The organism is Kitasatospora sp. NPDC022785, assembly GCF_055561295.1.
In genome coordinates this window covers 301,868-314,314 of record NZ_JBVHHB010000006.1, presented here as the reverse complement: position 1 = coordinate 314,314, position 12,447 = coordinate 301,868, and the positions used below count along the sequence as shown (strand labels likewise).

At 73.1% G+C, this 12,447-nt stretch carries 13 protein-coding genes and 1 pseudogene; 9 read left to right on the top strand and 5 right to left on the bottom strand.

Going from position 1 to position 12,447, the window contains the following annotated elements; genetic code table 11:
• The first annotated feature begins 45 nt into the window (after positions 1 to 45).
• From lpdA to ACZ3YO_RS13120, 5 genes are all read left to right on the top strand, one after another.
• Positions 46 to 1,455 (top strand): dihydrolipoyl dehydrogenase, encoded by a 1,410-nt coding sequence (gene lpdA / locus ACZ3YO_RS13140; RefSeq protein ID WP_465568731.1) that lies wholly within the window; start codon positions 46 to 48, stop codon positions 1,453 to 1,455.
• Between the two features lie 494 nt (positions 1,456 to 1,949).
• Positions 1,950 to 2,495 (top strand): DUF4328 domain-containing protein, encoded by a 546-nt coding sequence (locus tag ACZ3YO_RS13135; RefSeq protein ID WP_465568728.1) that lies wholly within the window; start codon positions 1,950 to 1,952, stop codon positions 2,493 to 2,495.
• A 120-nt stretch (positions 2,496 to 2,615) separates the two neighbouring features.
• Positions 2,616 to 3,347, top strand: coding sequence for a leucine-rich repeat domain-containing protein (locus ACZ3YO_RS13130; protein ID WP_465568725.1), 732 nt, complete (start codon positions 2,616 to 2,618; stop codon positions 3,345 to 3,347).
• A gap of 312 nt (positions 3,348 to 3,659) precedes the next feature.
• Positions 3,660 to 4,892, top strand: a complete 1,233-nt coding sequence (thrS, locus tag ACZ3YO_RS13125; RefSeq protein ID WP_465568722.1) for a threonine--tRNA ligase — start codon at positions 3,660 to 3,662, stop codon at positions 4,890 to 4,892.
• Between the two features lie 152 nt (positions 4,893 to 5,044).
• A complete protein-coding gene (locus tag ACZ3YO_RS13120) occupies positions 5,045 to 5,620 on the top strand; it encodes a hypothetical protein (protein ID WP_465568720.1) in 576 nt (191 codons plus the stop codon).
• 98 nt (positions 5,621 to 5,718) lie between these two features.
• Here the strand turns inward: ACZ3YO_RS13120 and ACZ3YO_RS13115 are convergent, their stop codons facing one another.
• Positions 5,719 to 6,663, bottom strand: a complete 945-nt coding sequence (locus tag ACZ3YO_RS13115; RefSeq protein WP_465568717.1) for an NADP-dependent oxidoreductase — start codon at positions 6,661 to 6,663, stop codon at positions 5,719 to 5,721.
• Between the two features lie 118 nt (positions 6,664 to 6,781).
• On the opposite strand from ACZ3YO_RS13115, the gene ACZ3YO_RS13110 reads away from it, so the two are divergent.
• Positions 6,782 to 7,222 carry a winged helix-turn-helix transcriptional regulator gene (locus ACZ3YO_RS13110; RefSeq protein WP_465549698.1) on the top strand — a complete coding sequence of 147 codons (441 nt, stop codon included), beginning with the start codon at positions 6,782 to 6,784 and terminating at the stop codon, positions 7,220 to 7,222.
• On the opposite strand, the gene ACZ3YO_RS13105 is transcribed toward ACZ3YO_RS13110, so the two are convergent.
• On the bottom strand, positions 7,216 to 7,623 hold the full coding sequence (locus ACZ3YO_RS13105; protein WP_465549696.1) for a VOC family protein: 408 nt from the start codon (positions 7,621 to 7,623) through the stop codon (positions 7,216 to 7,218). The genes ACZ3YO_RS13110 and ACZ3YO_RS13105 overlap by 7 nt on opposite strands.
• Before the next feature lie 91 nt (positions 7,624 to 7,714).
• On the opposite strand from ACZ3YO_RS13105, the gene ACZ3YO_RS13100 reads away from it, so the two are divergent.
• The gene (locus tag ACZ3YO_RS13100) at positions 7,715 to 8,278 is read left to right on the top strand and encodes a MarR family winged helix-turn-helix transcriptional regulator (RefSeq protein ID WP_465568713.1); all 564 of its coding nucleotides are present in this window, start codon (positions 7,715 to 7,717) and stop codon (positions 8,276 to 8,278) included.
• A gap of 76 nt (positions 8,279 to 8,354) precedes the next feature.
• Here the strand turns inward: ACZ3YO_RS13100 and ACZ3YO_RS13095 are convergent, their stop codons facing one another.
• Positions 8,355 to 9,017, bottom strand: a complete 663-nt coding sequence (locus ACZ3YO_RS13095) for a C40 family peptidase (protein WP_465568710.1) — start codon at positions 9,015 to 9,017, stop codon at positions 8,355 to 8,357.
• Positions 9,018 to 9,203: 186 nt separating this feature from the next.
• On the opposite strand from ACZ3YO_RS13095, the gene ACZ3YO_RS13090 reads away from it, so the two are divergent.
• The gene (locus ACZ3YO_RS13090) at positions 9,204 to 9,608 is read left to right on the top strand and encodes a RidA family protein (RefSeq protein ID WP_465568702.1); all 405 of its coding nucleotides are present in this window, start codon (positions 9,204 to 9,206) and stop codon (positions 9,606 to 9,608) included.
• Positions 9,609 to 9,675: 67 nt separating this feature from the next.
• Here the strand turns inward: ACZ3YO_RS13090 and ACZ3YO_RS13085 are convergent.
• Both ACZ3YO_RS13085 and ACZ3YO_RS13080 read right to left on the bottom strand, forming a co-directional pair.
• A pseudogene (locus tag ACZ3YO_RS13085) lies at positions 9,676 to 9,750 on the bottom strand (SRPBCC domain-containing protein); the annotation flags it as partial.
• A gap of 139 nt (positions 9,751 to 9,889) precedes the next feature.
• A complete protein-coding gene (locus tag ACZ3YO_RS13080) occupies positions 9,890 to 10,441 on the bottom strand; it encodes a YceI family protein (protein ID WP_331741813.1) in 552 nt (183 codons plus the stop codon).
• Positions 10,442 to 10,916: 475 nt separating this feature from the next.
• Between ACZ3YO_RS13080 and ACZ3YO_RS13075 the strand changes: the two genes are divergently transcribed.
• On the top strand, positions 10,917 to 12,386 hold the full coding sequence (locus ACZ3YO_RS13075; RefSeq protein WP_465568695.1) for a class I adenylate-forming enzyme family protein: 1,470 nt from the start codon (positions 10,917 to 10,919) through the stop codon (positions 12,384 to 12,386).
• Positions 12,387 to 12,447 lie beyond the last annotated feature (61 nt).

The following is a 12,447-nucleotide window of genomic DNA, read 5'->3' as shown; positions in this document are numbered from 1 at the left end:
GCACCGAGATCACGTCACCGTGACACCCTCGGAGGAGTCAGCACCATGAGCAGCACGCACTACGACGTCGTCGTCCTCGGCGCGGGCCCCGGCGGCTACACGGCCGCCGTCCGCGCTTCCCAGCTGGGCCTGCGCACGGCCGTCATCGAGGCCAAGTACTGGGGCGGGGTCTGCCTGAACGTCGGCTGCATCCCGTCGAAGGCGCTGCTGCGCAACGCCGAGCTGGCGCACATCTTCACCAAGGAGGCCAAGACCTTCGGCATCGAGGTCGAGGGCCAGGTCCGCTTCGACTTCGGCGCGGCGTTCAAGCGCAGCCGCACCGTCGCCGACGGCCGGGTCAAGGGCGTCCACTACCTGATGAAGAAGAACGGCATCACCGAGTACGACGGCCGGGGCACCTTCGTCGACGACCGCACCCTCCAGGTCGCGCTGACCGGCGGCGGCTTCGAGCTCGTCACCTTCGACCACTGCATCATCGCCGCCGGTGCCACCACCCGGCTGCTGCCCGGCACCAGCCTCAGCGACCGCGTGGTCACCTACGAGGAGCAGATCCTCACCGAGGAGCTGCCCGGGAGCATCATCATCGCGGGCGCCGGCGCGATCGGCGTCGAGTTCGCGTACGTGCTGCACAACTACGGCGTGAAGGTCACCATCGTCGAGTTCCTCGACCGGATGGTGCCGCTGGAGGACGCCGAGGTCTCGGCCGAGCTGGCCAAGCAGTACCGCAAGCTCGGCATCGAGGTGCTCACCTCCACCCGGGTCGACGCCATCGACGACAAGGACCCGGCCGCCAAGGTGCAGGTCACCGTCACCCGCAACGGCCGGCAGGAGGTGCTGGAGGCCGACAAGGTCCTCCAGGCGATCGGCTTCGCGCCGCGCGTCAACGGTTACGGTCTGGAGAACACCGGCGTGAAGCTCACCGAGCGCGGCGCGATCGCGGTCGACGGCCGGGGCCGCACCAACGTCGAGCACATCTTCGCGATCGGCGACGTCACGGCCAAGCTGATGCTGGCCCACGCGGCCGAGTCGATGGGCGTCATCGCCGCCGAGACCATCGGCGGGGCGGAGACCATGGAGCTCGACTTCGCGATGATCCCGCGCGCCACCTACTGCCAGCCGCAGATCGCCAGCTTCGGCTACACCGAGGCGCAGGCCCGTGACCTGGGCTACGACGTCAAGGTCTCCAAGTTCCCGTTCACCGCCAACGGCAAGGCACACGGCCTCGGCCACCCCATCGGCTTCGTCAAGGTGATCAGCGACGGCAAGTACGGCGAGCTGCTCGGCGCCCACCTGATCGGCCCCGAGGTCACCGAGCTGCTGCCCGAGCTGACCCTGGCCCAGCAGTGGGACCTCACCGTGCACGAGGTCGCCCGCAACGTCCACGCCCACCCGACCCTGGGCGAGGCGGTCAAGGAGGCGATCCACGGCCTGGCCGGGCACATGATCAACATGTGACGCCGTTCCGCTGCTCCACCGTTCCCCTGCTCCGGCCGACGCCGGGGCCCGTGCGCCGAGTCCGGCGGGCGGGCCCCGGCGTCGTGCCGTCCGCCTCGGCGGGGGGCGCTCCCGGGGCCGGCCGTCACGCCTCTTCCGGCGAGCCCCCACCGAACTGCCGTCGGCGCCGCGCTCGCCGCCGGGCCACCCCGCTGGACACGGGCCCGGCGGGCGCGTTCCCGGTCGCCGCCCAGCGGGCGGTGGCGGCACTGATCTCTGCCGGGGCCGTGCCCACCGTGTATGCTCCGCAACCGTCGCGCTGGGCGACAGCGTACCGGGGGACGAATCAGATGATCTGCGTGACCTGTGGTCGGCCTGCGCCTACCCACTCGGCGTTCTGCGGCCACTGCGGGGCCCCACAGCCGGCCGCCGCGGTGCATCCGGTCAGTCTCGGCGCCCGCCCCCTGACACCGCGCAGGGTCACCGGCCTGGCACGTGGCATATCCGTGGCCATCGTGCTGTCACTCGCCCTCGTCCTCGCGGCGGCGGCGTTTCTGATCTGGAGCCTCTTCGCGGGAGGCCACGGCGGGCTCGGTGCGCCCCCCACCGTCGGTGCCCTGATCGCGATCGCCGTCCTGCTGATCGTCCAGCCCGTGTCCGCCATCACCTTCCTGGTCTGGGTGCACCGCGCCCGGGCCAACCTCGACATCCTGCCCGGTGCCGACCCGCAGTGGTCCCACGGCTGGGCGGTCGGGGCCTGGTTCATCCCGCTCGGCAGCTACGTCCTCGGCCCGCTGGTGGTCGCCGACATCTCGCGTGCGACGTACACCGGCCGTTCCGGCCGCGCGCCCGCCGGGCTGCTCGTCGCCCTGTGGCTGCTGCTGACCGGCCCGGGTGTGGTGGCGCTCGCCACCGGCGCCGCCGTCCCCAACTCCGGTGGCACACCGCTGATCCGCTATCTGGGCCTGCCCGGTCTGGCCGCCACCGTGCTCGGCATGCTCTGCCTCCTCGTCGCGGTCAACTCCGTGACCCGGGCCCAGCACGACCTGCTCGGCGCCTGAACCCGTCGTGCATGCCCGCTCGTCAGCCGGCGGGCGTTGACGGCAGGCCCCGGCCCTGCTCCCGTTCGTCCGGCTGCTTCTCGCGGGAGGTACCCGTCGATCAGGTAGGAGAATGCCCGGATGACCGATGTGACCCTCAACCTCTGGAAGCAGCGCCTCGACGTGGTTCCCGAGACCCTCTGGGGCCGGACCGACCTGACGGTGCTCATCCTCGCGGAGACCGGCCTGAGTGAACTGCCGCCCGGGATCGGCCGCCTGCGCCGGCTGCGCACGCTCGACCTCGGGCACAACGCGCTCACCGCCGTCCCGGACGAGCTCGGCGAACTCACCGGTCTGGCCGACTTCCTGTACCTGCACGACAATGCCCTGACCCGCCTGCCGGACACGCTCGGCCGGCTCACCGCACTGCGCTATCTCAACGTCGGCGAGAACCGGCTCAGCGAACTCCCCGACGCCCTCGGCGAGATGAGCGGCCTGGTCGAGCTTCGGGCGCAGCAGAACCGGCTGACTGCGCTGCCGGACACGCTCGGCCGGCTGGGTGCACTGCGCGAACTCTGGCTGCGCGGCAACGCGTTGACCGCGCTGCCGGCATCCGTCGCCCGGCTGAGCGGGCTGCGCGAACTCGAACTGCGCGAGAACGCCCTCGCCGAAGTCCCGGCGGCGCTCGCCGGGTTGCCGCAGCTGCGCCGGCTCGACCTGCGCGGCAACCGGCTCACCGCCCTGCCGGAGTGGCTCGCCGAGCAGGCCGCGCTGCCCGCCCTGGAGAAGCTCGACCTGCGCTGGAACGACGTCACGCCGTCGCCCCGGCTGCTCGCCGCCCTGGGCGCGCGCGGCTGCGTCGTCCTGTACTGAGAGGTCGGGAACAGCGGCCTACCGAGAGGCCGGGGAGCGTGGTGCCGAGAGCCCGGGGACGGGACGGCGGCGTACGGAGAGCCCGGGCCCGGAAAATGATCGCCGGGCGTGCCGGCGGCCTGTTACCGTGGGGGACATGAAGCGCGCTGCAGCCGTCCAGACGACGACGCCGGAGAGAGTCCCGGCGCGCTGACCGTTGAGCCAGTACGAAGCCCCGGGGCGAGTGCCCCGGGGCTTCGTCGTACCCGGTCTACTCGCCCGCCGATCCGCGGAACCGCCGTTCTGCCGACGCCCCCGAGTGGAGACCGCCCCATGCACGACCACCGCCGACTCGGCCGTGAACTCGACCTGTTCGACACCGACCCGCTGATGGGCGCCGGCCTGCCGTACTGGCTGCCCGACGGCGCCGCCGTCCGGCACACCCTGGAGGAGTTCATCCGGGGGCGCGAACAGCGCGCCGGCTACCGCCACGTGTACTCCCCGGCGCTGGGCAAACGTGAGCTGTACGAGATCTCCGGCCACTGGTCGCACTACCGCGAGGACATGTTCCCGCCGATGGACCTCGGCTCCGAGCAGGTCGTCCTGCGGCCCAGTCTCTGTCCGCACCATGCCCTGATCTACCGCTCCCGCGCCCGCAGCTACCGGGAACTACCGCTGAGAATGGCCGAGTTGGGTGGCATGTACCGCGCCGAGCTGTCCGGCGTGCTCGGCGGCCTCACCCGGGTGCGGGCGATCCAGCTGAACGACGCGCACATCTTCTGCACCCCCGAGCAGGCCGCCGACGAGGCGGTCGCCGCGCTGGAGCTGATCCGCGAGGCGCACCGCGCACTCGGCATCCGCCCGGTCCGCTACCGCCTCTCGCTGCCCGGCGAAGGCGGCAAGTACGTGGCCGACCCTGCTCTCTGGGGGCGGGCCACCGCGCTGCTGAGCGACGTCCTGGAGCGGTCCGGGGTGCCCTTCGAGGCCGCGGAGGGCGAGGCGGCGTTCTACGGGCCGAAGATCGACATCCAGATCGCCGACGGTGCCGGACGCGAGTCCACCCTGTCCACCGTGCAGATCGACTTCCACCAGCCGGAGCGGTTCGGCCTGCACTACATCGGCGCGGACGGCGCCAAGCACCGGCCGGTGATGGTCCATCGCAGCGTGATCGGCAGCGTCGAGCGGGTCGTCGCCCACCTGATCGAGCTGTACGGCGGCGCGTTCCCGGCCTGGCTCGCGCCCACCCAGCTCGTCCTGCTGCCGGTCTCCGAGGACGAGCTGCCGCAGGCCGAGCGGCTGCGGCAGCGCTGCCTCGACCAGGGCCTGCGGGCGGAGGTCGCCGGGCCCGAGCACGGCAGCCTCGGCGCCAGGATCCGCGAGGCCCGGCTGGTCCCGTACCAGGCGGTGATCGGCGCCAGGGAGGCGGTGGACGGGCGGGTGGCGCTGCGGCTGCGCGACGGGCGCCGGCTCGACCCGATGCCCGCGGGCGAGGCGCTGGCCCGGATCGGCGCCCTGGTGGACGCGTGCAGCGCCGAGCTGTGGGAGCCTGCCGACGCCCGTGCCTGAAGGGGCCCGAGCCACCCAGTCGTACACATACGACTAGCGGGGGTGCGCGGTGTGTCGGCCCGCGGGCCGACACACCCGCCGTTCGAATGGGCCCGGCGGCCCGGCCCACGGCCGCCGCGTCCCCACCTCGGACCCCTACCGGAGGCACCCCCGTGCACGTCACCCCCACGCGCTTCACCCGCCGCTTCACCCGCCGAACCGCCCTCCCCGCCCTCACCGCCTGCCTCGCCCTGGCCGGCGCCGCCGTCGCGGCCCCCGCTGCGCCCGCCGCGCTGCGCCCGCTGCCCGTCCCGGAGACCCGTTACTGTGCGGCGGTCGTCGGCCACGTCCCCGGTGCCGACGGGCGCTCCCCGCTGCTCGGCCGGGGGTGCTCCGAGGACTCCCGGGCGGACGCCCTGGCCCGCGCCGAGGGCCTCGGCCGCGCCGGAGCCGCGCTCAAACCTGCGGACCGCTGGCTGCTTCTGGAGGAGTACCGGGACATCGACTACGGCGGCGGCGTCATCTACTCCTTCTACGGCGACGCCGGCGGCTGCGACGCCACCGGCTACCACCTCGTGAACTACATCGACGTGGCGCTGAGCGTCTCCTCGATGAAGGGCTACAACAACTGCAACACCGTCACCCTCACCTCCCCGCTGAACAAGGTCGCGACCATCGGCCTGCCCGCCGGCTACCTCGGGGCGGACTTCAACGACGCCGTCCGCGAACTCCAGGTGTTCCACAGCTGAGGCCGCCGCCCGGCGGGCTCCCCGGACGGCCGGGCGGGCCGCCCGGGGAGCCCGTGGCCGCAGCCCGGCCAACCCGGCGGACCTGGGCGTTCACGGGACTAGGGAGTGAGAACGATCTTGCCTTTCACGCGGTTGGTCTCACTGAGTTCATGCGCTTCGGCCGCGTCTTCCAGCCGCAGGACCCGGTCGACGGCGACTCGGAGGCTGCCGCGTTCCACCAGGTCGGTGATGCTCTCCAGATCGGCGCCGGACGGGGTGAATCCGAACTCGACGAACCGCAGACCGCGCGCCCCGGCCAGCTCCCGGACGGCGACTCGGTCGGGACCGGTGCCGCGCACGTCGACGAGGATCCCGCCCGGCGCGAGCGTGTTCAGCGACCGGGGTCCGTAGTCGCCGCTGATGGGGTCCAGGGCCACGTCGATGTCGCGTGCGACCGCCGTGAAGTCGGTGGTGGTGTAGTCGACGAGCTCGTCGGCGCCCAGGTCGCGCAGGAACGCGTGCTTGCTCTCCCTGGCGGTGCCGATGACGTATGCGCCGCGCGCCTTGGCGATCTGGACAGCGAGATGGCCGATCCCGCCGGCCGCCGCGTGGACGAGTACCCGCTGCCCGGTGCCGACGGCGGCCACCCGCACGAGCGACTGCCAGGCGGTGAGAGCCGCGACCGGAAGTGCCGCAGCGTGCACGTGGTCGATACTCGCCGGTACGGCGGCGAGCGCTTCGACCGGTGCGACGACGTACTCGGCATAGGCGCCGTGGGGCGGAAAGGCGCAGCCGTACACCTCGTCGCCGGTCCGGAACCGCGTCACCTGCTCGCCGACCGCCTCCACCACTCCGCACAGGTCGAGTCCCAGAGTGAACGGCGGGGCACCGAACTTGCGCACCGTTCCGGAACGGATCTTCCAGTCGGCCGGATTCACTCCGGCCGCGTGGACGCGCACCAGCGCCTCGCCCGGACCCGGCGTCGGCAGTCCGGTCTCGACGAGCTCCAGAACATCTGGGCCGCCGTAGCCGCGCTGGCTGACTGCGCGCATACGGGTGGTCATACTGACACTCTCCTGGGGTAGTTGGCCGGCCCGGCCGGCTGCGATCACCATCCTCAACGGCATCGGTATCTCTTGTGAAGAAGGTACCTGATTGATATCTAGGTACCTCATGGAAACCATGACGAGTGAGACCTCCGAGGACTGGGACGCCACCTACCGCCGCGATTGCCCCTCGCGCACCGTCGTCGAGGTGTTGGCCAACAAGTGGGTGCTGTACGTCCTGAGGGCGCTCCGCCGGCACGACGGGCCGATGCGCTTCAGCGAACTGCTGCGCCTCCTGGACGGGATCACACAGAAGATGCTGACCCAGACCCTGCGCGCATTGGAACGGGACGGCCTCGTGACCCGCACGGTCTACCCCACCGTTCCGCCTCGCGTGGAATACGGACTCACCGAGCTGGGGGTCGAGGCCGGGCGGCTGACCAGCGCCATCGCCGCATGGTCCGTGGAGCACGCCCGGCAGATCCTGGCAGCCCGCCAGGACTTCGATGGTCAGGCCGCCGTGGCCCCGGAGCCCGTTCGACCGCCGGTCCGGGGGAGCCGAGGGCGCGGTCAGTAGGACTGCAGCTCGATCAGGCGGCCTTCGGGGTCGCGGAGGTGGGCGCTGCGCAGGTTGGGCCCCCACGCGGGGCGGTTCGTGGCGACGGCGGCGAGCATGCCGCCGCTGCGCAGGCAGAGGGCGAGCGCCTGGTCCACGTCGTCCACCCGGAGGACCAGCATGGCGGCGTCCTGGACGGACGGCGGCTCGGCGGGGAGCCCGGCGGTGCCGAGCGTGATGGCCATCAGTGCGCGGTCGTACAGGGCCAGTACGGCCTGGTCCGCGACGTCCCAGTTGGCGTACGGGCCCTCCGGCGAGCCCTTGACCAGGGTGGCGCCGGTGAGCGGCGGCAGGATCGCGTCGTAGAACGCGAAGCACTCGGCGAAGCGGGAGACGAGCAGGCGGTTGTACAGGGCGTCCACGACGGGCTCCGGGGGGTGGTGGGCTCAGCTCACGATGACGGGGGAATTGATGGGTTGGCACCCACTATAGGGCTGCACCTAGACTTCTGCCATGACCTCCGAGAGCGCCGCGAGCACCGAGACCGCCGGGACCGCCCGGATCGCCGGGACCGCCGGGACCGGGACCGCCGGGCCCGCCGACGGCGCCGCGGGGTCCACTGCCGGGACCACCGAGCGGTCCACCCCGCCCACGCTGGTGGACCTCACCACCTATCTGCTCTCCCGGACCGGCAAGACCGCCCGCGGCCGGCTCGCCGAGCGGCTGTCGCAGCGCGGCCTGCGACTCTGGGACATGGCGGTGCTCGCCGCGCTGGCCGACTTCGGGCCGCACGCCCAGCGTGACCTGGTCTGCCGGCTCGGCGTGGACGCCAGCGACATGGCCAAGGTCGCCGACCAGCTGGCCGGCGCCGGCTACGTCGAGCGGATCCGCGACACGGCGGACCGCCGGCGGGTCTCGGTCAGCATCACCGAGGCCGGGCGGACCGCCCTGGCCGAACTGGACGCCGAGGCGCGCGCCGTGCAGGACGAGATCCTGGCGCCGCTCGAACCGGCGGAGCGCCACGTCCTGCACGACCTGCTGTGTCGCGTCCACGAGGGGCTGCCCGGTACGCCCTGACGGCCGGGCCGGGCCGGGCCGGGTCCGCAGGGCCGGTGCCTCCGGCGAGCCGGTCGGCTCGGTCGGCCTGGCCGGGTCAGGCCTGCCCGCCGAGCGGGAGTGGGCGGCGGGCGCCCGCGAACTCGCCCGACCAGTGCGGGTCTTCGAACACGCCCGGGAGACGGGCGACGAGGGTGCCGGTGTGCTCGGCGTGGATCATCGCGCCCTCGCCCACGTAGACGCCGACGTGGTGCAGCGGGGCGTCCGGGCGGGAGAAGAAGAGCAGGTCGCCGGGGAGAAGGTCGGTCCGCGCCACGGGGGCGGAGCGGTTGTACTGGGCGACGGTGTAGTGGGCGAGGTCCACCGCGCCGCCGCTGGCCCGGTACCAGCAGTACAGCGAGAGGCCGCTGCAGTCGAAGCCGACGGTGCTCTCGCCGAGGCACTGGCCGTTCAGGTAGCCGTTCTCCTCGTCGCAGAAGCCGATGCCCGCGCCCAGGCGGTCGCCGCCGCCCCAGGCGTAGGGCACCCCGAGCTGTGCGGCGGCCACCGCGGCGGCCAGCCGGCCCCAGTCCGCGGGCTCGGTGGGGTCATCGGGCGGCGCGGTACGGCGGGACCGGCTGGTCGGGTTGGGCGGGTTGGTCTGGCCGGGCGTGGCCGCGGCGGGAGCGGCGGCGGCCAGGGCCGGGGCGACGCCCGCGCCCAGCGCCAGCCCCAGCATCCGGCGGCGGCCGACACTTCGGCCCGAGGGTGGGAACACCATGGCAAACCCCCTGGTAGTGGTGGAGTACCAGGATCCCGGCCCGGCGGCGGGGCCCGCCATCACCCGCAACGGTGAACCGGGCGCGCGCCCAGGAGGTGTACGGCTGGCGCCGGTAAATGGTTTGACGGCCGGTCATCAGCGATCGACGATGAGGCGGAATCCCCCGTTCGACCATCGGAGTGCGTCATGGGCAGTGCCGTCCGGCTGATCCGCAACCACCGGCTGACGCAGGCCGTCGACTACGCCTACGGTGCGGCCGTCGACGCCCCGGTGCGCTCGCTCTGGCTGGCGGGCTCCTGCCCGCTCGACGCCGAGGGGCGGACGGTGGCGGTCGGCGACTACGAGGGCCAGGCCCATCAGGTCATGCGAAATCTGATAACCGTCCTGGAGGGCGAGGGCGCCGCGCTCACCGACCTGGTCCGGACGACGGTGTACGTGGTCTCCTCCAGCCAGAGCGACCTGGTGAAGGTCTGGGAGGTCTATCGCTCGTACCTGGGGAGCCATGACGTCCCGAGCACGCTGCTGGGCGTCTCGGTGCTCGGGTACGACGACCAGCTGGTCGAGGTCGAGGCGGTCGCCGTGCTCTCCTGATCCCTGACGATGGGCCCGCCCGGGGGCGAGCCCGGTCAGCCGGCGGCGAGGGGGTCGTCCTCAAAGCGAGGTGGTTGGGTCCGAGCCACCGCACGACCAGATCGGGGTCGGTCCAGGCGCGGAAGACGCGCTCGGGCGGGGCGTCCGGTGGAGGAAGACGCTCGCCGGATCGTGCACGGGGCCACGCCCGGGGGGCCGCAGTCGTCCGGTGGCAGGGTGCGGGGCGCGCACCGCGTGGGCTCCGCGCGTTGTGTGCCCCTCGTCGCCCGGTGCGGGCCTGGTCACTCCTGCTTGACGGCGGAGAGGTCGAACTCCAGCACCACCTTGTCGCCGACCAGGACGCCGCCGCCCTCCAGTGCGGCGTTCCAGGTGATCCCGTAGTCCTTGCGGCTGATGGCGACCGAGCCCTCGAGGCCGACCCGGAGGCTGCCCTGCGGGTCCCGGGCGTTGCCCGTGTACTCGAAGTCGATGGTGACCGCGCGGGTGGTCTCCTTGATGGTGAGATCGCCGGTCACCCGGTACTCGGTGTCGCTCAGCCGCTCGACCGCCGTCGAGGTGAAGGTGAGCTTCGGGTGGTTGGGTGCGTCGAGGAAGTCATTGGTGCGCAGGTGGCCGTCCCGTTGCTCGTTGCCGGTGTCGATGCTCGCGGCTTCGATGGAGACCTGGGCGGTGGAGCGGGACGGGTCGGTGCCGTCCAGGTGGGCGGTGCCGTTGAAGGTGTGGAAGGAGCCTCGCACCTTCGTCACCATGGCGTGCCGCGCCACGAAGCCGATCCGGGTGTGCGCGGGGTCCAGGACGTAGTCGCCGGTGAGCTCGGCCAGGGGGGTCGTCATGGTTGCGGGGTCTCCTGACGTCTGCGGTGCTGGGGTCCGGCGCCCGTGGCCGGGTGGGGCTGCCGGGTGCCGTGACGGGCGTCGGCGCCCGTCTGCGGTGCCGGTGCCCGTCGGCGGAGCTGCCGGTGGTCTGTGCCGCGCGCGGGGCGCCCCGGGTCACGCTAGGCGCCGACGGCCGGTGCCGCACCCGCTGGTTCGCCCGATCGGCCCCGGTCGGCGCCCTTCGCCCGCCCGGCCGGCCCGTGTGTCGCACCCGTGGAAGATCTCCGCCAATCCTTGACCGCATAGGTGGTCTATGCCAATCTCTCAGCCAGGTCTGGACCAATGCCCCATGGGGAGGTGTTCGGGGCTGGCCTGAAGGGCAACGGGGAGAGTGTCAAGTTCTATGCGCAGAGCCGCCGTTGGCGAGACCGAAAGAACCGCAGAGTCGCCCGGAGGGCCTGTACGGGCGCGGGGCCGCACCGTTCACGGCCTGTTGGAGCTCAGGGCGGCGGCACAGCCCGAGCGGACGGCGATCAGCACCGACGACGGGCAGCGGCTGACGTTCGCCCAGTGGAAGGAGCGCTCGACCTCGGTGGCCGTCGCCCTGGTCCGGCGGGGCATCGGCCCCGGCGACCGGGTCGGCCTGCTGTTCGGCCTGCGCGAGTGGCCGGACTTCGCCGTCCACTACTGTGCGGTGACCCGGGCGGGCGCCGTCGCCGTGCCGGTCTCGGACCGGCAGCCGGCCGAGGCGGTCGCCTACGTGCTGGGTCACTGCGAGGCCGCCGCCCTGATCGCCGGCCCGGCCGCCGCCGTCCCCGCCGGACCGTGGTGGACCACCACCCCGGCCGACCTCGCCGCCGACGCCGATGGCCCGACCGCCGGGGCGCCCGACATCGGCCTGCTGCCGCAGGTCGGACCGGACGCGCCGGCCCAACTGCTCTACACCTCGGGCACCACCGGTCGGCCCAAGGGCGTCCTCGCCGTCCACGGGAACGTCGTGCACGGCACCCGGCCGACGGCCCGGCACCGGCCGCTCACCCACTCCGAGGAGTTCCTGCACTCGTTCGCGGTCGGCACCAACGCCGGGCAGACCATGCTGGTCAACGCCCTGGACGCCCACCCGGCCGCTCTGGTCGCCACCCGCTTCACCCCGGGCCGGTTCGCCCGGCTGATCGAGCAGCGCAGGGTCGGCAGCGTCTTCGTCGTCCCGGCGATGGCCGCCGAACTGCTCAACGCCGGGGTCCAGAGCCGCTTCGACCTCTCCTCCGTCCGGCTGCTCGGCTCGACCGCGGCCGCTCTCCCGCCCACCGTGGCGACCGCGCTCACCCGGGCCTTCCCCCGTGCCACCGTGGTCAACTACTACACCTCCACCGAGGCCGCGCCCGCGCAGACCGCGATGGTCTACGACCCGGCACGCCCGACCGCGCTCGGCCTGGCCGCCCGCGGCAGCGTCATGGTGGCGGGGGCCGACGGCCTCCCGCTGCCGGCCGGGGAGACCGGCGACGTCCACCTGAGGTCACCCGGGGCCCAGCGCGCCTACTACCGCGATGCCGAGGCGAGCGCGGCGGTGTTCCGGACCGGCTGGGTGCGGATGGGCGACGTCGGATTCCTCGACGAGGACGGCTACCTGCACCTGGTGGACCGCGAGTCGGACGTCATCAAGTCCGGTGCGTACAAGGTCTCCACGCTCCAGGTCGAGGCGGCCGCGCTGGAGCACCCGGCGGTCGCCGAGGTGGCGGTGGTCGGTCTTCCGCACCCGGTGCTCGGGATGAGCGTGGGCGCGGCCGTCGTCCCGGCCCCCGGCGCCGACTTCGACCCGGCCGCCCTCCGCTCATACCTCGCCGGCCGGCTGGCGGCCCACGAGATCCCCACCCGCATCACCGTCCTGGACGAACTGCCGCGCAACGAGGGCGGCAAGCCGCTGAAGGGCGCCGTGCGCGAGCTGCTCGCCGCTCCGGCCTGACCCGCCCGCCGCGCGGCCGGACCCCGCCGGCGCCCCGACCTCCGCCGTCGTCCGCCCGCCC

Coding starts and splice junctions, on each gene's coding strand:
- ACZ3YO_RS13080 (WP_331741813.1), bottom strand. CDS start 10,441: ATGACGACCCCCCTGGCCGAGCTCACCGGCGACTACGTCCTGGACCCC.
- ACZ3YO_RS13115 (WP_465568717.1), bottom strand. CDS start 6,663: ATGACCACCCGTATGCGCGCAGTCAGCCAGCGCGGCTACGGCGGCCCA.
- ACZ3YO_RS13095 (WP_465568710.1), bottom strand. CDS start 9,017: ATGGTGTTCCCACCCTCGGGCCGAAGTGTCGGCCGCCGCCGGATGCTG.
- ACZ3YO_RS13090 (WP_465568702.1), top strand. CDS start 9,204: ATGGGCAGTGCCGTCCGGCTGATCCGCAACCACCGGCTGACGCAGGCC.
- ACZ3YO_RS13110 (WP_465549698.1), top strand. CDS start 6,782: ATGACGAGTGAGACCTCCGAGGACTGGGACGCCACCTACCGCCGCGAT.
- ACZ3YO_RS13130 (WP_465568725.1), top strand. CDS start 2,616: ATGACCGATGTGACCCTCAACCTCTGGAAGCAGCGCCTCGACGTGGTT.
- thrS (WP_465568722.1), top strand. CDS start 3,660: ATGCACGACCACCGCCGACTCGGCCGTGAACTCGACCTGTTCGACACC.
- lpdA (WP_465568731.1), top strand. CDS start 46: ATGAGCAGCACGCACTACGACGTCGTCGTCCTCGGCGCGGGCCCCGGC.
- ACZ3YO_RS13100 (WP_465568713.1), top strand. CDS start 7,715: ATGACCTCCGAGAGCGCCGCGAGCACCGAGACCGCCGGGACCGCCCGG.